21 protein-coding genes are annotated in these 21,892 nt (G+C 70.8%); 13 read left to right on the forward strand and 8 right to left on the reverse strand.

All coding sequences use genetic code 11. The features are described from left to right. Positions 1-19: 19 nt before the first annotated feature. Positions 20-187 (reverse strand): hypothetical protein, encoded by a 168-nt coding sequence (locus tag VFX14_01770; protein ID HEU5188395.1) that lies wholly within the window; start codon positions 185-187, stop codon positions 20-22. Positions 188-415: 228 nt separating this feature from the next. Here VFX14_01770 and VFX14_01775 point away from each other — a divergent pair, with 228 nt between their 5' ends. From VFX14_01775 to dusB, 5 genes are read left to right on the forward strand one after another with little or no spacing between them, the layout of a single operon-like run. Then, complete coding sequence (locus VFX14_01775) at positions 416-1,654, forward strand: amidohydrolase family protein (GenBank protein ID HEU5188396.1); 1,239 nt, start codon at positions 416-418, stop codon at positions 1,652-1,654. Next, on the forward strand, positions 1,651-4,191 hold the full coding sequence (locus VFX14_01780) for an ATP-binding protein (GenBank protein HEU5188397.1): 2,541 nt from the start codon (positions 1,651-1,653) through the stop codon (positions 4,189-4,191). Before VFX14_01775 ends, VFX14_01780 begins: the two co-directional genes overlap by 4 nt. A 7-nt stretch (positions 4,192-4,198) precedes the next feature. After that, positions 4,199-4,729 carry a hypothetical protein gene (locus VFX14_01785; protein ID HEU5188398.1) on the forward strand — a complete coding sequence of 177 codons (531 nt, stop codon included), beginning with the start codon at positions 4,199-4,201 and terminating at the stop codon, positions 4,727-4,729. 10 nt (positions 4,730-4,739) lie between these two features. After that, entirely contained in the window at positions 4,740-5,960 is a 1,221-nt protein-coding gene (locus VFX14_01790; GenBank protein ID HEU5188399.1) for an alpha/beta fold hydrolase, read from the forward strand. Between the two features lie 37 nt (positions 5,961-5,997). Then, positions 5,998-7,008 carry a tRNA dihydrouridine synthase DusB gene (gene dusB / locus VFX14_01795; protein ID HEU5188400.1) on the forward strand — a complete coding sequence of 337 codons (1,011 nt, stop codon included), beginning with the start codon at positions 5,998-6,000 and terminating at the stop codon, positions 7,006-7,008. Positions 7,009-7,079: 71 nt separating this feature from the next. Here the strand turns inward: dusB and VFX14_01800 are convergent, their stop codons facing one another. Genes VFX14_01800 through VFX14_01820 form a run of 5 tightly spaced genes read right to left on the reverse strand, consistent with a single transcriptional unit; the run spans position 7,080 to position 11,389 of the window. Then, complete coding sequence (locus VFX14_01800; GenBank protein HEU5188401.1) at positions 7,080-8,375, reverse strand: ectonucleotide pyrophosphatase/phosphodiesterase; 1,296 nt, start codon at positions 8,373-8,375, stop codon at positions 7,080-7,082. Positions 8,376-8,388: 13 nt separating this feature from the next. Further along, the gene (locus tag VFX14_01805; GenBank protein HEU5188402.1) at positions 8,389-9,489 is read right to left on the reverse strand and encodes a DSD1 family PLP-dependent enzyme; all 1,101 of its coding nucleotides are present in this window, start codon (positions 9,487-9,489) and stop codon (positions 8,389-8,391) included. A 36-nt stretch (positions 9,490-9,525) separates the two neighbouring features. Next, a complete protein-coding gene (locus VFX14_01810) occupies positions 9,526-9,984 on the reverse strand; it encodes a TPM domain-containing protein (GenBank protein ID HEU5188403.1) in 459 nt (152 codons plus the stop codon). Between the two features lie 10 nt (positions 9,985-9,994). Then, positions 9,995-10,774 carry a TPM domain-containing protein gene (locus tag VFX14_01815; protein ID HEU5188404.1) on the reverse strand — a complete coding sequence of 260 codons (780 nt, stop codon included), beginning with the start codon at positions 10,772-10,774 and terminating at the stop codon, positions 9,995-9,997. Positions 10,775-10,795: 21 nt separating this feature from the next. Next, positions 10,796-11,389, reverse strand: a complete 594-nt coding sequence (locus VFX14_01820; protein HEU5188405.1) for a LemA family protein — start codon at positions 11,387-11,389, stop codon at positions 10,796-10,798. Between the two features lie 94 nt (positions 11,390-11,483). Here VFX14_01820 and VFX14_01825 point away from each other — a divergent pair, with 94 nt between their 5' ends. Genes VFX14_01825 through VFX14_01835 form a run of 3 tightly spaced genes read left to right on the forward strand, consistent with a single transcriptional unit; the run spans position 11,484 to position 14,979 of the window. After that, positions 11,484-12,698: an acyl-CoA dehydrogenase family protein gene (locus tag VFX14_01825; GenBank protein HEU5188406.1), complete on the forward strand. Its 1,215-nt coding sequence runs from the start codon at positions 11,484-11,486 to the stop codon at positions 12,696-12,698. Continuing rightward, a complete protein-coding gene (locus VFX14_01830; GenBank protein ID HEU5188407.1) occupies positions 12,695-13,822 on the forward strand; it encodes an acyl-CoA dehydrogenase family protein in 1,128 nt (375 codons plus the stop codon). Before VFX14_01825 ends, VFX14_01830 begins: the two co-directional genes overlap by 4 nt. After that, positions 13,819-14,979 (forward strand): CoA transferase, encoded by a 1,161-nt coding sequence (locus VFX14_01835; GenBank protein HEU5188408.1) that lies wholly within the window; start codon positions 13,819-13,821, stop codon positions 14,977-14,979. The genes VFX14_01830 and VFX14_01835 overlap by 4 nt, the downstream gene beginning before the upstream one ends. Positions 14,980-14,983: 4 nt before the next feature. On the opposite strand, the gene VFX14_01840 is transcribed toward VFX14_01835, so the two are convergent. After that, positions 14,984-16,009, reverse strand: a complete 1,026-nt coding sequence (locus VFX14_01840) for an ABC transporter substrate-binding protein (GenBank protein HEU5188409.1) — start codon at positions 16,007-16,009, stop codon at positions 14,984-14,986. Between the two features lie 91 nt (positions 16,010-16,100). On the opposite strand from VFX14_01840, the gene VFX14_01845 reads away from it, so the two are divergent. The 5 genes from VFX14_01845 (at position 16,101) to VFX14_01865 (ending at position 21,343) form a co-directional block, all read left to right on the forward strand. Continuing rightward, positions 16,101-16,883, forward strand: coding sequence for an enoyl-CoA hydratase-related protein (locus VFX14_01845; GenBank protein HEU5188410.1), 783 nt, complete (start codon positions 16,101-16,103; stop codon positions 16,881-16,883). A gap of 28 nt (positions 16,884-16,911) precedes the next feature. Then, positions 16,912-17,898 (forward strand): DinB family protein, encoded by a 987-nt coding sequence (locus tag VFX14_01850; protein ID HEU5188411.1) that lies wholly within the window; start codon positions 16,912-16,914, stop codon positions 17,896-17,898. Between the two features lie 89 nt (positions 17,899-17,987). Continuing rightward, positions 17,988-19,112: an acetamidase/formamidase family protein gene (locus VFX14_01855; protein HEU5188412.1), complete on the forward strand. Its 1,125-nt coding sequence runs from the start codon at positions 17,988-17,990 to the stop codon at positions 19,110-19,112. Positions 19,113-19,115: 3 nt separating this feature from the next. Further along, complete coding sequence (locus VFX14_01860; GenBank protein ID HEU5188413.1) at positions 19,116-20,039, forward strand: metal ABC transporter substrate-binding protein; 924 nt, start codon at positions 19,116-19,118, stop codon at positions 20,037-20,039. Between the two features lie 17 nt (positions 20,040-20,056). Beyond that, the gene (locus VFX14_01865; GenBank protein HEU5188414.1) at positions 20,057-21,343 is read left to right on the forward strand and encodes a metal ABC transporter permease; all 1,287 of its coding nucleotides are present in this window, start codon (positions 20,057-20,059) and stop codon (positions 21,341-21,343) included. Here the strand turns inward: VFX14_01865 and VFX14_01870 are convergent. After that, positions 21,256-21,888 (reverse strand): hypothetical protein, encoded by a 633-nt coding sequence (locus tag VFX14_01870; GenBank protein ID HEU5188415.1) that lies wholly within the window; start codon positions 21,886-21,888, stop codon positions 21,256-21,258. The genes VFX14_01865 and VFX14_01870 overlap by 88 nt on opposite strands. Positions 21,889-21,892: the final 4 nt, after the last annotated feature.

Genomic DNA, 21,892 nt, shown 5'->3' on the forward strand with positions numbered 1-21,892 from the left:
TCCCCGCGACGAGGCCCGATCAGGCGGCGCCGGGCGGCTCGGCCTGCGCGTCGTCGACCGGGGTGCTCGCGGCGGCGCTCTTCGCCGCCATCGCGGCCTGCTCGGCCTCGCTGAGCATCTCCTTGGCGTGATCGGTCAGCTCGCTGAGTTCGCGGACGGCCAGGTCGTACCACGGGTCGATCTGCATCGTCCCCTCCCCGGCGCCAGCTGGCGCCCCCACAGAGTCGAGAGCGCATGGGTCGTGCCATCGCGATACGCTCCATCTTTCAGCCACTTGACGCATTGCAAAGGCCGGCGGGTGCGCGGACCTTTGCCCGTCAACGCGCCGGGTCCAGGGCAGGACGCCTGAAGCAAGCGCCTGGAAATCTTGTTAGAATCCGCCCGCTGCCAGACGTCGTGCCGCCGAGGAGGCCTCATGGCTGGAATCACCGTCTTCACCAATGCCTTCCTGATCGACTGCACCGGAAAGGATCCCGTGGACGGGGCCGCCGTCGTCGTGGAAGGCGAGCGGATCAAGGACGTCATCCGGTCCGGCAAGCTCGGTCCGCTCAAGGGCCGCGTGGACACCATCAACTGTAAGGGCAAGACCCTGATGCCCGGGCTCACCGACGCCCACGTGCACATGTGCGCGGTGGACGCCAACATCCCCGAGCAGCACCGCAATAGCCCGCCGAGCCTGATCGCCGCCAAGGCGATGCGCCGCATCGAGCAGTGCCTGATGCAGGGCTTCACCACCGTGCGCGACGCGGGCGGCGCCGACTACGGCTTCCGCGAGGCGGTATCCTCGGGGCTCTATCCCGGCCCACGGCTCCTCGTGTCCGGCCGGCCGCTCTCCCAGACGGGCGGCCACGCGGACAAGCGCCGCCGTGCCGAGTGGATTGCGCCGGTCGAGTGCTGCGTCGGCATGGCGGGGATCATCGCCGATGGAGCTGACGAGGTGCGCAAGGCCGCGCGGGAGCAGATCCGCCACGACGTGGACCAGATCAAGATCATGGCCTCGGGCGGCGCCATGTCGCCCGGTGACGAGCTCGACACCACGCAGTACACGGTGGACGAGATGAAGGCGGCGGTCGAGGAAGCGAACGCGGTCGGCAAGTACGTGCTCGCCCACGCCTACTCGGGCGCCGCCATCCGCAACGCGGTGACCGCGGGCGTGCGCTGCATCGAGCACGGCAATCTCCTGGACGCGGCGGGGGCGCAGGCGATCAAGAAGGCGGGCGCGTTCCTCGTGCCCACCATGGTCACCTACGAGGCGATCTATCGCGAGGGCAAGAACTACGGGATCGGCGATCACCAGATCCAGAAGATCAACATCGCCCGTGAGCGGAGCGTGGAGGGCCTGACCCACGCCTATCGAGCCGGCTGCAAGATCGGCTCGGGCTCGGACCTCCTGGGCGACATGCAGTCCCAGCGGACGGTGGAGTTCGAGCTGAAGGCGCAGGTCATGAGGCCGCTGGAGGTGCTCCTTTCCGCGACGCAGGTGAACGCGCAGATCTTCAAGATGGAGCCGGACATCGGCTCGGTCGAGCCCGGGAAGTACGCCGATCTCCTCGTCCTCAAGGGCAACCCACTCAAGGATCTGCGCCTCTTCCAGAATCAGGACAATCTGCTCATGATCATGAAGGGGGGCGTCGCCTACAAGCGGACGGTATGAGCAAGAGCGCCAAGGGCGGCAAGAGCGGCAAGGCGGCGGGAGCCTCGGCGCAGGCGGCCGCGCGTGCGTCGAGCACCGCCGCGCCCGCCGCGGCCACGCCCACCGGCACCTCCCCCGCCGACTTCGAGAGGCTCGGCGTGTTCTACCTCGGGCGCCCCTACGATCTCGGCACGAAGCAGTCCGCGGGCGGCCTACTGCTCTATGACGCGAAGGACCTCGTCACCCACGCGGTGTGCGTAGGCATGACGGGCAGCGGCAAGACGGGGCTCTGTCTGGCGCTGCTCGAAGAGGCCGCCATCGACGGCATCCCCGCCCTGGTCATCGATCCCAAGGGCGATCTGGGCAATCTCCTCCTCACCTTCCCCGAGCTCCGGCCCGCCGACTTCCGCCCCTGGATCAACGAGGACGACGCGCGGCGGAAGGGCATGACGCCGGATGCGTTCGCCGAGCAGCAGGCGGCGCTCTGGACCAGGGGTCTCGCCAGCTGGGGCGAGGACGGCGCGCGCATCCGCCGGCTGCGCGAGGCGGCGGACTTCGCCATCTACACGCCGGGCAGCAACGCGGGAATCTCGGTGTCGATCCTCAAGTCCTTCGCAGCGCCGCCGCGCGCGGTGCAGGGGGACGCGGAGGCCCTCGGCGAGCGCATCAGCACCACGGTGACGAGCCTGCTCGGCCTGGTCGGGGTCGAGGCGGATCCGGTGAAGAGCCGCGAGCACATCCTGATCTCCACCATCCTCCGCGCGGCGTGGGCGGAGGGTCGCGACCTCGATCTCGCCGGCCTCATCCAGCAGATCCAGTCCCCGCCGGTGAAGCGCGTGGGCGTGCTCGACGTGGACGCCTTCTTCCCCGCCAAGGACCGCTTCGCGCTGGCCATGACGCTCAACAACCTCCTCGCCGCGCCCGGCTTCGCGGCGTGGATGGAGGGCGAGCCGCTCGACATCCAGACCCTGCTCTTCACCAAGGAGGGCAAGCCCCGCGTCGCGATCTTCTCCATCGCGCACCTGGGCGACGCCGAGCGCATGTTCTTCGTCTCGCTGCTGCTGAACCAGACGCTGGGCTGGATGCGCAATCAGTCCGGCACCACGAGCCTGCGCGCCCTCGTCTACATGGATGAGATCTTCGGCTACTTCCCGCCGGTGGCGAACCCGCCGTCCAAGCAGCCGCTGCTCACCCTGCTCAAGCAGGCGCGCGCCTTCGGCGTCGGCGTGGTGCTCGCCACCCAGAACCCGGTGGACCTCGACTACAAGGGGCTCTCCAACGCGGGGACGTGGCTCATCGGCCGGCTGCAGACGGACCGCGACAAGGCGCGCGTGCTGGACGGGCTGGAGGGCGCGGCGGCGGGCGCGGGCAGCCGCTTCGACCGCGGCAAGATGGAGGAGACCATCGCGGGGCTCGGCAACCGCATCTTCCTCATGAACAACGTCCACGAGGACGCGCCCGTCGTCTTCGAGACGCGCTGGGCCATGTCGTATCTCCGCGGGCCCCTCACGCGGGACCAGATCCGGACGCTGATGGCCGATCGCCGCGCCGCCGCGCCCGACGCGCGGACGGCGCCGGCGCCCGCGCGACCCGCGGCGCCCGCTTCCTCAGGCTCGGCGCGGCCGGTGCTCCCGCCGGACATCCCCCAGCAGTTCCTGCCCCCGCGCGGCCCGGGCGGCGCGCTGGTCTACGCGCCCATGCTACTGGGCGCAGCCCAGGTCCGCTTCGTCGACGCCAGGCGCGGGATGGACGTCAGCCAGGACGTGAGCGTGCTCGTGCCGATCGGCGAGGGTGTGGTGCCGGTGGACTGGGAGCAGGCGCGCGAGACGAGCGTGGCGCTCGCCGACCTCGAGGCCGAGCCCGCAGCGGGCGCGCAGTTCGTTGAGCTGCCCGGCATCGCCACCAAGAAGAAGAGCTACGCCGACTGGAGCCGCGACTTCGCGGGGTGGCTGTTCCGGACGCGGGCCCTCGAGCTCCTCTCCTGTCCGGCGACCAAGGAGGTTTCGCGCCCGGGCGAGTCCGAGGCCGAGTTCCGCGCGCGGATCCAGCACGGCGCGCGGGAGGCGCGTGACGCCGCGGTGGAGAGCCTGCGCCAGAAATACGCGCCGAAGATTGCCGCGCTCCAGGAGAAGGAACGGCGGGCTCAGCAGACGGTGGAGCGCGAGTCGGGCCAGGCCACGCAGCAGGGTCTTCAGGTCGCCATCTCGCTGGGCGCGACAGTGCTCGGCGCAATCCTCGGCCGCAAGGCGGTCAGCGCCACGACCCTGGGCCGCGCGACCACCGCGGCCCGCGGCGCGGGCCGCGCGATGAAGGAAGCGCAGGACGTTTCACGGGCCAAGGAGAGTGCGGAGAGCCTGCAGCAGCAGCTCGCCGATCTCGACGCGGAGTTCAAGCGGGAGTCGGACGCGGTCGCGGCGCAGATGGACCCCACCCAGCAGCCGCTCGAGCCCGTCTCGCTCAAGCCCACCAAAGCGAACATTGCGGTGAAGGTCATGACGCTCGCCTGGGCGCCGCAGCGTCGGGACGCCGGGGGCGCGCTCGTGCCCGCGTGGGAGTAGCCGCCCCGTGAGGGCGCGGCCGGGACTGGTCCTTCTCGTCGTGGGACTCGTCGCCGGCTGCGCCTCCACTGACTCGCTCGAGCGGCGCGGCGCCTCGCTCAGCCTCACGCCGCCGAGCGAAGTCGCCCGCCAGCTCGTCGGCCGCTGGGGCGCGGAGTGCAAGGTGGTCATCAGTGGCGTCGGCGTCAACGGCCGCGTGGTCGGCTGGGGCCTCGACGGCGAGGCGATCAGCGGCCGGTTCCGCGAGGAGCGCGTCGCGTCCGGCGCCGCCGGTATCCTGACCTTCAAGTGGCCGGTGGCCCTCATCCCCATGCCCTCGGACTTCGTCCGTTCGTCCGCGAGCGTGGCCGGCGGCGATCTCGTCTACACCTTCTACCCGGCGACCGCCCGCCTTCGTCTCACCGGGCCGGCGCCGCGTTGGACCAGCAGCGGTCATCCCGTCTCCCAGAGCTTCGACCTCGAGCGGTGCGCCGATCCGGGTCCGGCGCCGCGCGAATGGGCGCCCATCGGCGCCCTCCCGCCACCGCCCCACGCCTGAAGGAGGCCCTATGCGCCCGATGCTCGCCGTCGTCGGCCTGGCCGCCGTTCTGCTGGCCCCCGCGCCCGGTCTCGCGCACAAGGACACCGACCCACCCCATCAGCGCTACGCCATGGGCGATCTCAAGCTCGAGAGCGGCGAGGTGATCAAGGACTTCGCGGTCTCCTACGTCACCCAGGGCGCGCTCAATCCCGCCAAGTCGAACGCGATCCTCGTGCTCACCGCGATCGGCGGGAATCATCATCGGCTCGACTTCCTCATCGGCCCCGGGAAGGCCCTGGACACCGACAAGTTCTTCGTGGTCGCGGTGGACGCGATCGGCAATGGGCTCACCACCTCACCGTCCAACAGCACCGCGCAGGCCCACATGAAGTTCCCGCGCTTCAACATCCGCGACATGGTGCAGTCGCAGTACCGGCTCCTTACCGAGCACCTCGACGTGAAGCACGTGGTCGCGGTGGTGGGTGCCTCCATGGGCGGCATGCAAACGCTGCAATGGGGTGTGAGCTATCCGGACTTCGCCGATCAGCTCATCGCCATGGTCCCGTTGCTACGAACGCCCGCGTGGACGGTGACGGTGCTCGAGGCGAGCCGCAAGGCGATCATGCTCGATCCGGCGTGGAAGGGCGGCGAGTACACGACCCCGCCCGAGGCGGGCATCCGGCTCTGGCGGGACATCGTGACCATCCTGGCCTCGCGCACGCCCGAGCAGCTCAACGCGCAGTTCCCCAACGGCCCGGACGTGCTGCCCTGGCTCAAGACGCAGGAGGACGCGCTCGTGCCCGACTTCGACGCCAACGACTGGATCTACCAGACCTGGGCCTACGAGCAGCACGACATCAGCGCCGGCCCTGGGGGCAGCGGTGACATGTTCAAGACCCTGCGCGCCATCAAGTCGAGCGTGCTGATCCTGACCGGCGTCAAGGACCTCCTCAACCCGGAGTGGGAGGCGCGGGACGCCTTCCGCTACATCTCCTCGTCACGCGGAGTGCAGATCAACCCGGCGTCCGTGACCGGTCACATGGCCGCCTCGGGCGCGATCCCCGCCGACGTCGACGCGCTCAACCGCGAGATCGCGGCCTTCATCGAGCGAGGTCAGCGGGTGAAGCAGGAGAACGCGACACGCTCCGCCCCGACGTCGTCCCCGGGTCCCGCCTCCTCCACGGACCGGGATATGGGGAAGCAGCTGCCGCCGCCGGCGCCGCCCCGGACCCCGTCCTCCCGCCGATAGCGGCTGACGGCGCCGCGCCCGGTATACTGGAACGGCCATGAAGATCGGCCCGGTGGAGATCGCCTCGCTCGCGCGGATGGCCCCCATGGCGGGGATCACCAACGCGCCGTTCCGGCTCATCGTGAAGGAGTGCGGGAGCGGGCTCACCACCACCGAGGAGATGGATGCGGCGGCGCTCCTGACCAACCATCCGCACGCCAACGACATTGCCGCCTACTTCCCCGAGGAGCGGCCGCTCGCCATGCAGCTCCTCGGCAAGGACCCCGAGCTCCTGAGCCGCGCCGCCGAGAAGCTCCAGGGCCTGGGCGCAGATCTCGTCGATCTGAACATGGGCTGTCCCATGCCCCGCATCACCGGCAAGGGCAAGGGGGCCGCCCTGATGCGCGACCTCGCGGCGACCAGCCGTATCCTGCGCGCGATGCGCAAGGCGCTGTCGGTGCCCCTCACTGTGAAGATCCGGGGTGGCTGGGACGACGAGCACCTGAACGCGGTGGAGGTCGCGCAGATGGCCGAGTCGGAGGGCGTGGACGCGATCACCGTGCACCCCCGCACGCGCGCGCAGCGCCACACCGGGCGGGCGCCGTGGGAGATCATCGCCGACGTGGTCGCGGCGGTGTCCATCCCCGTCACCGGCAACGGGGACGTGCGCTCGATGGCCGACGCGCACCGCATGGCGGGGGAGACCGGCTGCGCCTCGGTGATGATCGGACGCGGGGCGTTGGGACGCCCGTGGATCTTCAGCGAGAGCTTCGACGCGCTGTCAGCCGAGGGAAAGCGCGACTACAAGATCGACGTGATCGCGCGGCACTGCGCGCTGATCCGCGGCCACTTCCGCGAGAAGTACGCGCTCGTCCAGATGCAGAAGCATCTGGCCTGGTACACGGAAGGGCTGGGGCACGCCACCGATTGCCGCCGGCGCCTCTTCGAGTGCCGCACCCACGAGGACGTGTGGGCGACGTTCAAGGCCTACTGGGACCGCCACTGGGAGGAGGCTGCTGAAAAAGGGCCATCTGCGTCGTTGGCGCCCTTGGTCGCGCGCTCAACGTAGAGAGACTACGCCTCGCGCGCGGCCTGCGGGCGCCGCCTCGCATCTGACCCTTTTTCAGCAGCCTCCTGGGCCTAGGCCAGCGCCTCGTCGAGGCGCCGTCCCTCCACCGTTCCCATCTCGAGCCCCAGCAGCGACGCGAGCGTCGGCGCCACGTCCCGGCTCGTGATGGGCCCGAGCCCTCCCGCGCGCCGCACGCCCGCCCCCGCCGCGAGGAAGAAGGCCGCGTTGTCGGGGTGCTCGGGCCGCTGGCCGTGGGTGCCGCGATAGCGCGGCGGCGCGTGGAGATCGTCCCCGCGCGCCTCATCGCCGAAGCAGTAGCCCGGCGCCGCGTCGAGCACCAGGTCGCCGGCCAGCGCGTTCTCGTGGGGCGCGGCCAGCCCGAGGCTCTCGTACTCCTCCGCGGGCCACGCGCCCGCCACCCCCTCGAGGCCGGCCAGCTCACGCGCGAGGTCGCGGGCCAGCCGAGCACGGTCGCCACCGCCCGCAAGGTAGACGTAGCCGGCGCCGTGATTCATCACGAGCCGCGCGTCTCCCCTGGCGACGTGGCCCTCGCCGTCAACTGCGAGCAGGCCGCGCCGGCGCAGGTGCACGTTCACCCGGATCTCGCGCTCGGCGGGCAAGAAGCCGTGGTCCGACACCACGAACACGACGGTGTCGCGATCGAGCGCGCCGGCGGGGAGCGCGGCGAGCACCTGGCCGATCAGGCCGTCGATGTACTCGATGGCCCAGCGCGCCTCGGGCGAGCGGGGGCCAAAGAGGTGCTGATGGCTGTCCGCGCAGAGGAAGTGCAGCAAGAGCAGATCGGGCCCGCGAGTCCGCAGGAGGTGGGCAGCCACGTCCGCCACCATCGCGTCCTTGAGGAAGCGCTTGGCCAGGAGCGCCCACTCGCCCTGACGGTCCATGGGATAACCGAGGGCGACCAGCTCCTGCCAGACGGCGCGCGCGGTGTGGGTCTCGAATACGCGCTGATCCTTGAAGAAGGGAAGGTTCCAGTCGAGCGTGGCCGCGTGGCGCGTGCACGGCCAGTCCACCGCGGCGGTGCTCCGTCCCGCGGCGTGCGCACGGTCGTAGATGGTGGGCGACCGGAGGATGGCGCCCGCGTCGTAGAGGGGGTCGCCGGTGAGGTCCTGGCTGAGCCCGGTGGCGCGGTCGAGGATGTGATTGCCCACGACCCCGTGGGTGCGCGGCCGCACGCCCGTGACCAGGCTCACGTGGGTGGGCCACGTCGTGCTGGGGAAGACCGCGGTCATCCGCGAGGACACCGCGCCGCGCTCGGCGAGCCGCCGCAGCGTGGGGATGCGCAACGCGGGGTCGTCCCAGTAGAACCCCGCGAAGCCGTCGATACTCACGAGGAGGGCCCGGCGCATGCCAGGCTCGCCGCTACTGGCTCTTGCCGCGCCCGGCGATCTCCCAGACCGCCTCGACCTTGTCTCCGCGCATGGCGTAGATCTGGTCGTAGAGGTTGAAGGTCGGATCGCAGTGCGGCGGGAGGAACTCGATGCGGTCGCCCAGGCGGGGGGCGCGGTCCGGATCCACGATGGTGAGCCGGCCGTGCTCGTCGCCCGCCCACGAGAACTCGAGCCCGGGCCACTCCACCGTCTCCGGCGGGAACGGCCGGTCCGTCGAGAACGCTTTGAAGCCGCCGTCGACGATGGCCAGCTCCACGCTCGGGCGGCTCACCACCGTGGTCAGCACGGTGAGCGCGGTCTCGAACTGATCGTTGATCTTGCCGCCCTTGGCGCCGATCCGTCGGTAGTCGATGTCCATCACGCAGTAGGACCCGGACTGCAGCTCGGTGAGCCCCGGCAGCTCAGGGTCGATGTCGAACGTGCCGGTGGACCCGCCGGTGACGATCTCCGTGGGCAGCCCGTGTTTCTCGAAGAGATCGCGCGTCTTCATGAGCCGCTTCATCCACTTGTGGGAGGCCTTGCGCCGCGCCGCCCAGCCCACGACGTGCGCGCAGTGCCCCGCGTAGCCCTGGAGGCCGCGGAGGTTCAGCGCGCGCTCGTTGGCCGCGAGCTTGCCGAGGTGGAGCGCGGGCTCGCCCGGCTCGGCGCCGGTACGGCGGCCGCCGACCTCCACGTCGACGAGGACGTTCAGAACCTTGCCGGCCCGGCCCATCGCCGCCGCCAGCTCGCGAATGTTGTCGGCGTTGTCCACCACCGCGAGGGTCTCGGGATTGCGGTCGAGCACCTTGAGCAGCCGCCCGATCTTCTCCGCTCCCACGACCTCGGTGGTGATGAGGAGATTCCGGATACCCGCCGCCGCCATCACTTCCGCTTCGGCGACCTTCGCCACGCACACCCCCACCGCCCCCGCCGCGATCTGGCGGCGCGCGATCTCCGGGCACTTGTGCGTCTTCGCGTGAGGCCGCAGCTTCTTGCCCACCGCCTTCACGTGCGCGGCCATCTTCTGGACGTTGCGCTCGAAGCGGTCGAGATCGAGGAGGAGAGCGGGCGTCGGCAGCTCGGCTTTCGTCATGGCGTCGGAAGCATAGCACGGCGGCGCCGCGCCGGATCAGCCACCGCCGTCGACGCTCACGCGATCGGATAGCTCGTTGCGATCGTCACGCCGGCGCGGGAAATGCGTCGACAGCGCGTCGCCGAGCTCGGAGACGGCGCCGACCAGACCCTCGCGCGGACGGCCCTCGCGCAGGTGGCCGATGACACGCGCGACGACCCCATCCCAGTAGCCCTGTCCCACCCGCTGATGGATGCCCGTGTCGCCGAGCACCGCCACTTTGTGGTCGACCACGGCGAGGTAGAGGAGCACCCCGGCGTGCTCCGCCGTCTCGTGCATGTGGAGGCGCTCGAAGACCTCGATCGCCCGCGCCATCGCGTCCCCGGCGCAGCGGTGATCGAGATGGACGCGGATCTCGGCCGCGGTCCCGCGCTCCGCACGAGAGACCGCGTCCGCCACCGCGTCGAGATCGGCATTCGACGCGAATTCTTTGAGCCATCGTGGATGTCGAGCCATGCCGTGCCTCCTACCAGCTTCCGCTCGAGCCGCCGCCGCCGAAGGACCCGCCCCCGCCGCTGAAGCCGCCGCCGGATGATCCACCGCCGGAGAATCCGCCGCCCCCGAATCCGCCGCCCCCATAATACGGGCCGCCCCATCCACGAGAGCCGCCGGTCCAGCCCTGACGGCGGGCGTACGCGGCGTTCCGCTGGGCGGCCATGAATATCCCCACGATCACGAGCACAACGAAGAGGAGCGGGACGAAGGCGGGGAGACGATCGTTGCTGCGCCGCGGCTCGCGGCGCGCCTCCGCGCGGAACTCGCCCCGGATCGCCGCGTCGATGGCGTCGAGCCCGGCCTCGATCCCCACCGCCATCTGCCGCTCGCGGAAGCGGGGCACGATCACAGTGTTGATGATCGTCGAGGTCACCGCGTCGGTGAGCGTGGGCTCCAGCCCATAGCCCACCTCGAGGCGTAGCTTCCGGTCGTCGAGGAAGACGAGGAGAATGACGCCGTTGTCCAGGCCCTTCTGCCCGATCTTCCACCGCTCCGCGAGCCGGATCGAGAAATCCTCCAGGCTCTCGCCCTCAAGCGAGCGGAAGATCGCCACCACGACCTGGTTCTGGCTCGTCCGCTCGCGCTCGGCAAGCTTGGCCTCGAGACGATCGCGCTCCGCGAGACTCAACGCACCCGCGTAGTCGTTGATGCGCCGGGTCGGCGCGGGGGGAACGGTCAGCGCGAGAGCGACCACCGCGGGCAGCGCGGTGACGAGGAGGGCGATCGCGAGCGCCAGGCGGATCGGGCGCACGGGAGCCTACTCGCCGAGCGCCTAGAACTTGACCTTGGGCGCGGCCTCGCTGCCCGGGGCGGCCTCGAAGTACGCCTTCTCCTTGAAGCCTCGGAAGGCGGCCACCATGCTGGCGGGGAAGACGCGGATCTGGGTGTTGTAGCCCTGCACCACCTCGTTGTAGCGGCGACGCTCGACCGCGATCCGGTTCTCGGTGCCCTCGAGCTGGCTCTGCAGCGCGAGGAAGTTCTGATTCGACTTGAGGTCAGGGTAGCGCTCGACGGTCACGAGCAACCGCGACAGCGCGCCGCCCAGCTGGTTCTGCACCTCCTGGAACTTCCGGAGCGCGTTGGGGTCGTTCAGCATCTCCGGCGTGAGGGTCATCTGGGACGCGCTCGCGCGCGCCTTCGTGACTTCCTCGAGCACCGTGCGCTCCTGGGCGGCGAAGCCCTTCACCGTCTCGACAAGGTTTGGGATCAGGTCGGCGCGCCGCTGATACACCGTCTGCACCTGGGCCCAGGCGGCGTTGACCCCCTGCTCGGAGGCCACGAGCCGGTTGTTCACCCCGACACCCCACATGAAGAGGCCGCCCACGACCACCAGCAGCACCACGAGGACGACGATGATGGCTTTCATGGGCGGTAGTATAGCGTGGTCTCGCGCCGTGTTGACCGCCCCTGGGCCCCATGCTAGAAACGGGCGTACCCGCCAGCCCCAGGAGGCGCCCGCCATGGATCTCAACTACTCCCCGGAAGACGTCGCGTATCGCAAGCAGGTGCGGACGTGGCTCGAGCGGAATCTGCCATTCTCCCCACCTCGCACGTTGGAAGAACGCAAGGTCTGGCACCGCAAGCTCTACGAGGGCGGCTTCCTCGGGATGGGCTGGCCCAAGGAGTACGGCGGCCAGGGCGCCCGCCCCATGGAGCAGGCCATCGTCGCCGACGAGATGGCGCACGCCGCCGCGCCGGCGCCCACCAACGGACTCGGCCTCGGCATCGTCGGGCCGACCATCGTGGTGCACGGCAACGAGTGGCAGAAGAAGCGGTATCTCCGGAAGATCCTCACCGCCGAGGAGATGTGGTGCCAGCTCTACTCGGAGCCCAATTCCGGCTCCGACCTCGCCTCGCTCAAGACCAGCGCCGAGGACAAGGGTGACCACTTCATGGTGAACGGCCAGAAGATCTGGACCAGCGGCGGGAAGGTGGCGGACTGGGGTCTGCTCCTCGCCCGCACGGATCCCAAGGTCCCGAAACACAAGGGCATCACGTGCTTCCTCATGAGCATGCGCCAGCCCGGCGTCGAGGTGCGGCCACTCAAGCAGATCACGGGCTCGGCGGAGTTCTGTGAAGTGTTCATGACGAACGCGCGCGTGGAGAAGGAGAACCAGATCGGCAAGCTCGGCGAGGGCTGGGCCATCGCCAACACCACGCTGGGCTACGAGCGCGGCGGGCGCTCGCTGGCGCGCATCTCCGGCTATGCCGCGCAGTACCACCGCCTGGTCGGCGCGGCGAAGAAGCTCATGCGCAACGGCCGCCCGCTCATGGAGAGCCCGACGGTACGGCAGCGCCTCGGCAAGATCTGGGCCGACCTCGAGGTCGAGCGCTACAACGCGCTCCGCGTGCTGACGCAGCTGGAGAAGGGCGAGCATCCCGGCGCGGGCGGATCGCTCACCAAGCTCTCCTATTCCGAGTTCGAGAAGCGCTTCATGGAGGTGGCGCAGGAGATCCTCGGGCCCTACGGCCAGCTCACCGACGGCGCGCCCGCCGAGCTCGCGCTGGAGATCGACACCGCCGTCGGCGAGATGGGCACCTGGGCGTACGGCTTCCTCTGGTCCCGCGCCGGCACCATCTACGCCGGCTCGTCGGAGATCCAGAAGAACGTCATCGGCGAGCGCATCCTGGGCCTGCCCAAGGAGTCGCGCGCGGACCGGGGAGGCGCCCGATGAACTTCTCGTTCAGCGACGACCAGGTCCTGCTGAAGAACTCCGTCCGCGCCCTTCTCGACGAGCACTGCAAGCCCGAGCACGTGCGCGCGATGATGGACGACAAGACGGGCTACGGGGAGCCCCTCTGGGGCGAGATGGCCAAGCTCGGCTGGCTCGGCCTTCCCTTCCCCGAGCAGTACGGCGGCGCCGGGCTGGGCCTCGTCGAGCTCGCGTTGATCCACGAGGAGATGGGCCGCGCTGCCTATCCCGGCCCCTTCCTCGCCAGCGTGGTGCTGGGCGGCTTCCCCATCCTGCTCGGAGGCTCGGCGGCGCAGAAGGAGAAGTGGCTGCCCGCCATCGCCTCCGGCCGCGCCCGCCTGAGCGCGGCCCTCCAGGAGGACCGCCTCGACTGTGACCCCGCCGGCATCACCACCACCGCCGCCCGGGCGGGCGATGGCTGGGCGCTCACCGGCGTGAAGCGTTTCGTGCCCTGGGCGCACGTGGCGGATGCGCTGCTCGTGCCCGCGCGCGGGCCCGAGGGCCTCTCGCTGTTCCTGGTGGACCCCAAGGGGGCCGGCGCCGCCCTCAAGCCCGTCACCGGGATGGATCTCACCACGCGCTGGTCGGAGCTGCGCCTGGACGGCGCGCGCGTCGGGGCGGACGCCCTCGTCGGCGGGGCGGGCGGCGGTGGCGCCATCCTGGAGTCCACGCTGCGCCGGGCCGCCGTGTGCGCCTCGGCGGAGATGCTGGGCGCGGCGCGGCGCTCGCTCGACATGGCGGTGGGGTACGCCAAGGTGCGCGAGCAGTTCGGGCAGCTCATCGGCACCTTCCAGGCCATTCGCCACAAGTGCGCCGAGATGCTGATGGAGGTGGAGAACAGCCACTCTGCCGTGTACTACGCGGCGTGGGCGCTGGAGGCGGGCGCGGAGGACGCCGCCATCGCCGCCTCGATCTGCAAGTCCTACGTCAGCGAGTCGGCGCGTAAGGTGTGCGGCGAGGCTATTCAGGTGCACGGGGGCATCGGCTTCACCTGGGAGTACGACCTCCACCTCTACTTCAAGCGCGCCAAGTCGCTCGAGGTGCAGTTCGGCGACGCCGAATATCACCGCGAGCTCATCGCCAGGCACGTGTCCTCCGCTTCATGACCTCCGGCCCGCTCGCCAACGTCACCGTCGTCGACCTGACGTCGTACATCGCCGGCTCCTATGCGGCGATGATGCTGGCCGATCTCGGCGCCGACGTCATCAAGGTCGAGGGCCTCGAGGGCGATTCCTTCCGCGAGCTGCCCGGCTTCTACGGGTGGAATCGCGGCAAACGGTCGCTCGCCGTCAACCTGAAGGAGCCGGACGGGCGCGCCATCGTGCACCGCCTCGCCCGCCGCGCCGACGTGGCCATGGAGAACATGCGGCCGGGCGTGGTGGACCGCCTGGGCGTGGGCTACGAGGACCTCCGTGCCGTCAATCCGCGCATCATCTATTCGTCGGTCACCGCGTTCGGTCCCGACGGGCCCTACCGGGAGCGCCCCGGCTTCGACCCCCTGCTCCAGGCCATGGGCGGCGTGATGACGACGCAGGGCTTCGGCGGCCCGCCCAAATACATGCGCATCGCGGTCACCGACTACTACACCGCGGCGCTGTCCTGCCAGGCCATCCTCGCCGCCCTGTTCGTGCGCGAGCGCACCGGCCGCGGCCAGCATGTGCGCACCTCGCTCCTGCAGGGCGTGATGGCGCTACAGTCCGGGAGCGTGGTGGACTATCCCGGCCTCGAGCGCACCTACAAGGAAACACCGACCTACCGTATCTATCGGGCGCAGGACGGCGAGTGGCTCTTTCTCGCCGTCGGCAACCAGTCCTTCTGGCGCAAGCTCTGCCAGGCGATCGGCCACCCCGAGATGGCCGACGATCCGCGCTTCGGCTCCTGGCTGGCCCGTCGCGACAACGGCGACCAGCTCATGACGCTGCTGGAGGAAACCTTCGCGTCCAAGCCCCGAGACGTCTGGCTGCGCATCCTCGCCGAGCACGACATCCCCGCCGCGGGCACGCAGACCATGCTCGACTTCATGAAGGACCCGGTGGTGGCGCACCACAAGATGGTGGTGCAGTACGACCACCCCGAGATCGGGCCGCTGTCGCTGATGGGCCAGCCGCTCCGCTTCTCGGAGACCCAGGCCGAGGATGCGGGGCCGCCGCCCACGCTGGGCCAGCATACCGACGCCGTGCTGCGCGAGGCCGGTTACCGCGACGACGAGATCGCCGATCTCCGCCGCCGCCAGGTCGTGGGCGGCAAGCGGCCGGGGCCGTGACCGCTCAGTCGCGCACCTCGTCGGCGCGGACCAGCATCGTCCTCGGCACCGGCAGCAGGAGCACCTGGGCCACACGTCGGTTGATGATGAGCTCGTGCTTCGTCGCCTGAATCACCGGCAGGTCCCCCGGCCGGGCGCCCCGAAGCACCTGCGTGGTGTAGATGCCGAGTTGCCGGTTCGCGTCGGCAATGCTGATGCCATAGGACAGGAGACCGCCCGCGTCCACGAACTCCCGCAGCGGATACACGGTGGGCAGCGCATGCCGGGCGGCGAGGGCGGTGATCTTGCGCCGCTGCTCGGTCAGGAACCGCGCGACATCCACGAGCAGCACCCCCACCCGCTGCTGCGCGAGCCCGTCGAAGGCCGCGTCGATCGCGCTCTCCGTGCTCGCCCCCACGACGACCAGCTTGAGCCCGAGCGCGTCCGCGGCGGTCTGGGCCCCGCGCGTGCGTGGCTCGCTGTCGGGGTCGTCGGGGTTGACGAGGAAGCCGACCAGCGTCGCTTTGGGGAGGAGCTCGTGGACGATCTCGACCCCCTTGGTGGCCAGATCGTCGATGACGAAGCGTATGCCGGTGACGTTGTTGCCCGGGCGGGTCATGTTGGTCATCAGACCGAGCTTGACGGGATCCTCGCTCATCGCGAAGACGATCGGCATGATGGGCGGCACCATCGGCTTGGCCCGGACGGCGGTCTGTGCCCCCCCGGTGGCCACGAGCACGGTCACCGGGCGGCGCGCCAGCTCCTTGGCCAGGTCGGGGATGCGGTCGACCTGGCCGTCGGCGAACCGGGACTCGACGAGGACGTTCATCCCCTCGACGTAGCCGGCTTCCTTCAAGCCCGCGTGGAACGCGGCGACGATGGGCCTCGATTCCTCCGCGGACCAGCCGCTGAGATAGCCGATGACCGGCCGCCGGGTCGCCGAATACGGCTCTCGAGGTCCCGGAAAGCGTCCTTGTGTGCAGCCGGCGTGGGCCCAGACGATGGCTCCCGTCCCCACGAGCCGAACGAATGACCGCCGGTCGAGCCGCATGCCCACGCCCCTTTTCGCCGCGTCGCCGCGACAGTCCCGCGATCTTCCACCAACTATCGAGCCAACGCAATCCGAGAGGGAGCGCGCTGCCATGACCTACGAGGCGATCCGGTATGAGGTGGCCGATCACGTTGCCACCGTCACCCTGAACCGGCCCGACGTGCACAACGCCATGAACAACGCCATGCGCCGCGAGCTGACCGAGGTGTTCACGCGCCTCGCCACCGACGACACCGTGCGGGTGGCCCTGGTCACGGGCGCGGGCGAGCGCGCCTTCTCCGCGGGCGCGGACATCCGCGAGTTCGTGGAGCCGCTGGTGCCCGCGCAGTTCCGTGAGGAGCGCAAGCGCATCGACTTCCGCCAGGCGATGGACCGGTGTCCCCAGCCCATCATCGCCGCCATACGCGGCTACGCGTTCGGGGGCGGGCTCGAGCTCGCGCTGGCCTGCGACATCCGCATCGCCGCCGACGATGCGCAGCTCGGCCTGACCGAGATCAACCTCGCCATCATCCCCGGCGGCGGCGGGACCCAGCGGCTGCCCCGGCTGGTCGGCCGCGGCAAGGCGCTCGAGATGATCCTCACCGGCCAGCGGGTACCCGCGGAGGAGGCGCTCCGCATCGGACTGGTGGAGCGTGTGGTGCCGGCGGCCGAGCTGGCCGGGGCCGCCGCCACCTTCGCGCGCGCCATCGCCGCGAAGGCGCCGATCGCCCTGCGCTACGCCAAGGAGGCGGTGGTGGGTGGGATGGCCCTGCCGCTGGCCGACGGCATTCGCCTCGAGGCGGACCTCTCGACGTTGCTGCGCACCACCGAAGATCGCCTGGAGGGCGCCCGCGCCTTCCTCGAGAAGCGCAAGCCGAACTGGTCGGGCCGCTAGCCGCCCGCGGTCGTAAGATGGCGAGGGGATGCCCTTCGCCTACTTCAAGCGGCTGAATCGCGCGCAGCAGGCAATCTATCTCCGCAGCGACGCCATCACCGCCGTGCCGCTATCGAGCCCGGAGGCCCTGCGCACGCGGGTCGCTGCCCTCGCCGCCGCGCTCGCCGGCGAGGAGCGGGCGGCGACGGAGGCAGCCGCCCAGCAGCTCGTGAGCGCGCTGGCCGGCGCGTTGCGGCTGCCGCCGGTCCGGGTGCAGGTGCTCGCCGTCCGGCCCCACGCGCGCTGGGGTGAGCTCCACGGCCTCTACGAAGCGGAGCCGCGCAGCGGGAAGGCGCCGCTGATCACGCTCTGGATGCGCACGGCCAAGCAGCGCCGGGTGGTCGCGTTCCGCACCTTTCTCCGCACGCTGCTCCACGAGGTGGGGCATCATCTCGACTACGCGGGGCTCGAGCTGAGCGACTCCTTCCACACCGAGGGCTTCTACGCGCGAGAGTCCCACCTCTTTCACCAGCTTGTGACCGACGCCGAGGGCGCCGTAGAGAAGGGCCCTCCTGTGGAGGACTCGCTCGCGCGCCTCGCGCGCACCCCCGACGACCTCGCCGCAGCCATCGCGGGCGCGGACGACGCGGCCCTGTCCCGACGTCCCTCCGCCCATGCCTGGAGCGCGAAGGAGATCGTGTGTCACGTGCGGGACACCGAGGAGCCCTTCCTCGCCTTCTTCCAGGCCATGCTCGACCTGGACGAGCCCCGCTATGACGACGGCAGCGCGCCCGAGCGGTGGGTGGACGATCGGCAGTATCGGCGCAACGACACCGTCGAGGCTCTCGAGACCTTCCGGCGCCGGCGGGCGGAGTCGCTCGCCTTCCTGCGCCATCTCACCCCCGCGCAGTGGGCGCGGCGCGGCATCCATCCCGCCCGGGGAATGCTCACGCTGGCCGAGTTCGCGGGCCTCCTCGCCGCCCACGACGGGGATCACGTCGACCAGCTGCGGCGGGCGCTGAAAGGAAGCACCTGAGGTGCGGTAGAATCCGGCACGGCACGGCCCGCTCCGCAGTGTCGCGATGGGCGGCTAGACCCCGAACCGCGACTCGAAAGGAGACCTTCATGGCCCGACTCCGGACCCGCCGGTGGCTCGCGACCGGTATCGCCCTCGCCGCCGTTCTGCTGAGCCTGGGGCTCTACGCCACCGCCCAGCAGGTCGAGGAATCGAAGCGCGACCGCACGGTGCCGATCGCCGGCGGCAACTACCACGTGCTTCCGGCGACGCTCGAGACCACGCAATGGGGCTGGCTCGATCCCCACGAGTCCCCCAAGCTCGTGGTGAACTCCGGCGACACCGTCGCCGTCGAGACCATGATGCATTCCCACAACAAGATCGTCCCCGGCACCACCATGGACGAGATCGTCGCCCTCCGGCGCGCCAATCCCGGCGGTGGCCCACACTCCCTCACCGGGCCCATCTACGTCAATGGCGCCGAGCCCGGTGACGTGATGGAGATCCGCATCCTGAAGATCGTGCCCAAGGCCTTCGGGACCAACTTCAGCCTGCCCGGCAAGGACTTCCCCACCATCGGCGCGCTGGCCTCCGAGATGCCGAACGGCTATCTCAAGTACTTCTACCTCGACTGGGACAAGCGGCAGGCCGAGTTCAAGCCCGGCCTCACGGTGGATCTGCAACCTTTCCCCGGCACCCTCGCCGTCGGCATCGACCCCAGGGATCCGTCGCCCCGCAAGGGGGGCTCCACCGACCCCATGGCGCCGGTGTCCACGCTGCGGCCCTGGAAGAACGGCTCCAACATGGACATCAACGAGCTGCAGGAAGGCTCCACGATCTTCATTCCCATCTTCCTCAGGGGTGGGCTCGTGTGGACGGGCGACTCGCACTGCCGCCAGGGCAACGGCGAGGTGAATCTGACCGCGCTCGAGTGCTCGTACCGCGAGATCGTCATGCAGCTCATCGTGCGCAAGGACATGAAGCTCGAGTGGCCGCGCATCGAGACGCGCACCCACTGGATCATGACCGGCTTCGACGAGGACCTGAACAAGGCGATGGTCGCCGCCGTGCGCGAGACCGTCGACTTCCTGGCCGCGCAGAAGATGGTGCCGCTGGACCGGTACGAGGCCTACGCGCTGACCTCGATGGTCGGCGACTGCCGGGTCAGCCAGGTCGTGGACGTCCGCAAGGGCGTGCACTGCATGATCCCCAAGAGCGTGTTCGCCAAGAAGTAGCCGGTGGCGTGCCTCGCGGCGCTGCTCGCCGCCCTCCTGCTCGCCGCCGCCCCCGCCTGGGGCGGCGGCGCGCTGTCCGTCGTCACGACCACCACCGATCTGAAGGCGCTGGTGGAGGCGGTGGGAGGTGACCGCGTCCGTGCGGAGAGCCTGACCCCCGCCGTCCACGATCCCCACGCCGTCGAGGTGAAGCCGGGGCAGCTCGCACGGCTCCGCGACGCGGCCCTGCTCGTGCGCATCGGGCTCGACCACGAGCCCTGGCTGGCGCGCGCCGTCCAGACCGCAGGCAATCCCGCGCTGGCCCGCGGCGCGCGCGGCGATCTCGACGTCTCGACCGGCATCGAACTGCTCGACGCGGAGACGGTGCGCGCGCGCCCCGCGCGAGGCGGGCACGTGCACGGCCTCGGCAACACCCACTACTGGCTCGATCCCGAGAACGCGCGCGTCATCACCGCGAGCATTCTCGGCGGGCTCGCGCGGGTGGCGCCGGCGGACCAGGCCGCCTTCACCGCCAATCGCGCGCGCTTCCTGGCCCGTCTCGACGCCGGCCTCGCGCGCTGGACGCGCGCCGCCGCGCCGCTGCGCGGCCTCCGCGTGGTGGTGGCGCATGACTCGTGGCCATACTTCGCGCGCCGATTCGGGCTCATCATCGTGGCCGCCATCGAGCCGAGCCCCGGCGTGCCGCCCTCCCCGCAGTCGCTCGGCGCGCTGACAACCCACATGCGAGAGGGCGCGGTGCGGCTCGTGATCGCCGAGCCCTGGTCGAATCCCTCGGTGGTCAGCCAGGTCGCCGCGCGCGGCGGCGCCCGCGTGGTTACGCTGCCCGCGTCGGTGGGCGCGGATCCCGACGCCACCGACTACCTGACCCTCTTCGACCTCGACATCCGTCGCCTCGTCGAGGCCGCCGCCGCGGCGGCCCCGCGCTAGGTTCCGAGTCCCGCGACATGCTCGACATCCTCGCAGTGCCCTTTCTCGCCTGCCTCGTCCTCACCGGCATCCACGTCTATCTGGGCTTGCATGTCCTCGCCCGCGGCGTGATCTTCGTGGACCTGGCCCTCGCTCAGGTCGCCGCGCTCGGCATCACGGCGGCGTTCCTGGCCGGCCATGCGATCCAGAGCCCGGCCGCCTACTGGTATGCGCTGGCCTTCGCGGTGGCGGGCGCTGGCTTCCTCGCCGCCTCCCGCACCCGCCGGGTCGCCCTCCCGCAGGAGGCCATCATCGGGATCGTGTACGTGGTGTCAGCGGCCGCCGCGATCCTCGCGCTCGACCGCGCGCCCCAGGGCGCCGAGCAGATCAAGCAGCTCCTGGTGGGAAGCATCCTCACCGTCACCCTCGCCGAGGTGGGCGCCGTCGCCGCGCTGTACGCGGCGGTGGGCGCGCTCCACTGGCTCGTGCGCCGCCCGCTGCTCGAGATCTCGCTGGACGGGAACGGCGCGCGGGAGCGGGGCCGCCGTGTCGTCGTGTGGGATGCCGTCTTCTACGTGACGTTCGCCCTCGTGGTCACGAGCTCGGTGCGCCTGGCCGGCGTGCTCCTCGTCTTCGCCTATCTCGTGATCCCCGCCGCGCTGGCCGTGCTCGTGGTCACGTCAGTGCCGGCGCGGCTGGCGGTGGGCTGGACCGTCGGCATCCTCGCCTCGGCGGGGGGGCTCGTCGCCGCGTACCGATGGGATCTCCCGACCGGGGCCAGCGTCGTCACCTGTCTGGGCGCCGTGCTGGCGGCCGCCGCGCTCGCCCGAGGGGCCGGCACCCTCGCGGGGGCGGCCCGCCGCGGAGGGTGGCGCGCGCTCCGCGGCGCCGCCGGCATCGTCTGCGGCGCGGTGGCGCTGAGTGGCCTGCTGCTCCTCCTCTTCCCAGCGATGGATCACCCGTGGCTCGATCTGCTTGAGGCCGGCGTCCCCGCCGTGCGGCACCTCTTCCTCACGCCGGCCGAGCGCGAGGCGGACACCGAGAGCCGCCGCGCCCTCGCTGGCGCCGAGGCCGAGCTGACCCGCCTGCGCGCGCTGCAGGACGACGCGCGATGGGGCCGCCGCGAGCTTACGCCGGAGAAGCAGGAGCGCCTCCGGCAATTCCTGGCGGGGCGCGGGGAGATCGCGGCGGGCGATCGGCTGGTGCTGGCCACCCACCGCGCGCGGGCGCGGACCCGTCAACGCTGGGTCCTGGGCGCGCCCCTCTTCCTGGCCGGCGCCGCGGGCGCCTTCACGCTCTTCCGCGGCCGCGCCACCGGCTCGTAGAGCCGGCCCGTCTGCACCGTCTGGTGGTAGCCGAACAGCATCCACTCGACGGCACGCGCGGTCAGGCCAAGGGCTCGCGCCTCCGCGCGGATCAACGTCAAGAACTCCAGCCAGTGGGACACCCCGAAGCCGCGGCCGTCCGGCCGCGCGCGCACGGCGCCGATCGCGTGGAGGAGCCGCCAGACGCGGATGTCGAGCACGCCGTAGCGCCGGGGCTCGAGGAGCGTGAGGATGGCGGATGCGGTGGGCACGCTCACCCCCTTGAGCGCGGTGAGCAGCGTCATACGCCGCGCCTCGTCGCGCGTGGCGAGCACGGCCCGCGACACGCGCCGGACGGTGGCCGCGGAGTGACGCCGGTAGTGGAGCATCGCGCGCGGGCTCTTCCAGCGGCACATGTCGAGAAAGTCGCGCCGTCCAAACTCGCCCGCCCGACGCACCCCGCGCAGCCGGGCGACGAGACGTGCGGTGCCAGGGTCCTCGGGGCGAACGGGCAGCGCGCGCAGCAGCGCGCTCAGGTCGCGATACGGAACCCGGCCGGTGCCCACCGCG

The organism is Candidatus Methylomirabilota bacterium (assembly GCA_035764725.1).
Taxonomy (GTDB): Bacteria; Methylomirabilota; Methylomirabilia; order Rokubacteriales; family CSP1-6; genus DASRWT01.

Coding starts and splice junctions, on each gene's coding strand:
- VFX14_01770 (HEU5188395.1), bottom strand. CDS start 187: ATGCAGATCGACCCGTGGTACGACCTGGCCGTCCGCGAACTCAGCGAG.
- VFX14_01775 (HEU5188396.1), top strand. CDS start 416: ATGGCTGGAATCACCGTCTTCACCAATGCCTTCCTGATCGACTGCACC.
- VFX14_01780 (HEU5188397.1), top strand. CDS start 1,651: ATGAGCAAGAGCGCCAAGGGCGGCAAGAGCGGCAAGGCGGCGGGAGCC.
- VFX14_01790 (HEU5188399.1), top strand. CDS start 4,740: ATGCGCCCGATGCTCGCCGTCGTCGGCCTGGCCGCCGTTCTGCTGGCC.
- dusB (HEU5188400.1), top strand. CDS start 5,998: ATGAAGATCGGCCCGGTGGAGATCGCCTCGCTCGCGCGGATGGCCCCC.
- VFX14_01800 (HEU5188401.1), bottom strand. CDS start 8,375: ATGCGCCGGGCCCTCCTCGTGAGTATCGACGGCTTCGCGGGGTTCTAC.
- VFX14_01805 (HEU5188402.1), bottom strand. CDS start 9,489: ATGACGAAAGCCGAGCTGCCGACGCCCGCTCTCCTCCTCGATCTCGAC.
- VFX14_01810 (HEU5188403.1), bottom strand. CDS start 9,984: ATGGCTCGACATCCACGATGGCTCAAAGAATTCGCGTCGAATGCCGAT.
- VFX14_01820 (HEU5188405.1), bottom strand. CDS start 11,389: ATGAAAGCCATCATCGTCGTCCTCGTGGTGCTGCTGGTGGTCGTGGGC.
- VFX14_01825 (HEU5188406.1), top strand. CDS start 11,484: ATGGATCTCAACTACTCCCCGGAAGACGTCGCGTATCGCAAGCAGGTG.
- VFX14_01830 (HEU5188407.1), top strand. CDS start 12,695: ATGAACTTCTCGTTCAGCGACGACCAGGTCCTGCTGAAGAACTCCGTC.
- VFX14_01835 (HEU5188408.1), top strand. CDS start 13,819: ATGACCTCCGGCCCGCTCGCCAACGTCACCGTCGTCGACCTGACGTCG.
- VFX14_01840 (HEU5188409.1), bottom strand. CDS start 16,009: ATGCGGCTCGACCGGCGGTCATTCGTTCGGCTCGTGGGGACGGGAGCC.
- VFX14_01845 (HEU5188410.1), top strand. CDS start 16,101: ATGACCTACGAGGCGATCCGGTATGAGGTGGCCGATCACGTTGCCACC.
- VFX14_01850 (HEU5188411.1), top strand. CDS start 16,912: ATGCCCTTCGCCTACTTCAAGCGGCTGAATCGCGCGCAGCAGGCAATC.
- VFX14_01855 (HEU5188412.1), top strand. CDS start 17,988: ATGGCCCGACTCCGGACCCGCCGGTGGCTCGCGACCGGTATCGCCCTC.
- VFX14_01865 (HEU5188414.1), top strand. CDS start 20,057: ATGCTCGACATCCTCGCAGTGCCCTTTCTCGCCTGCCTCGTCCTCACC.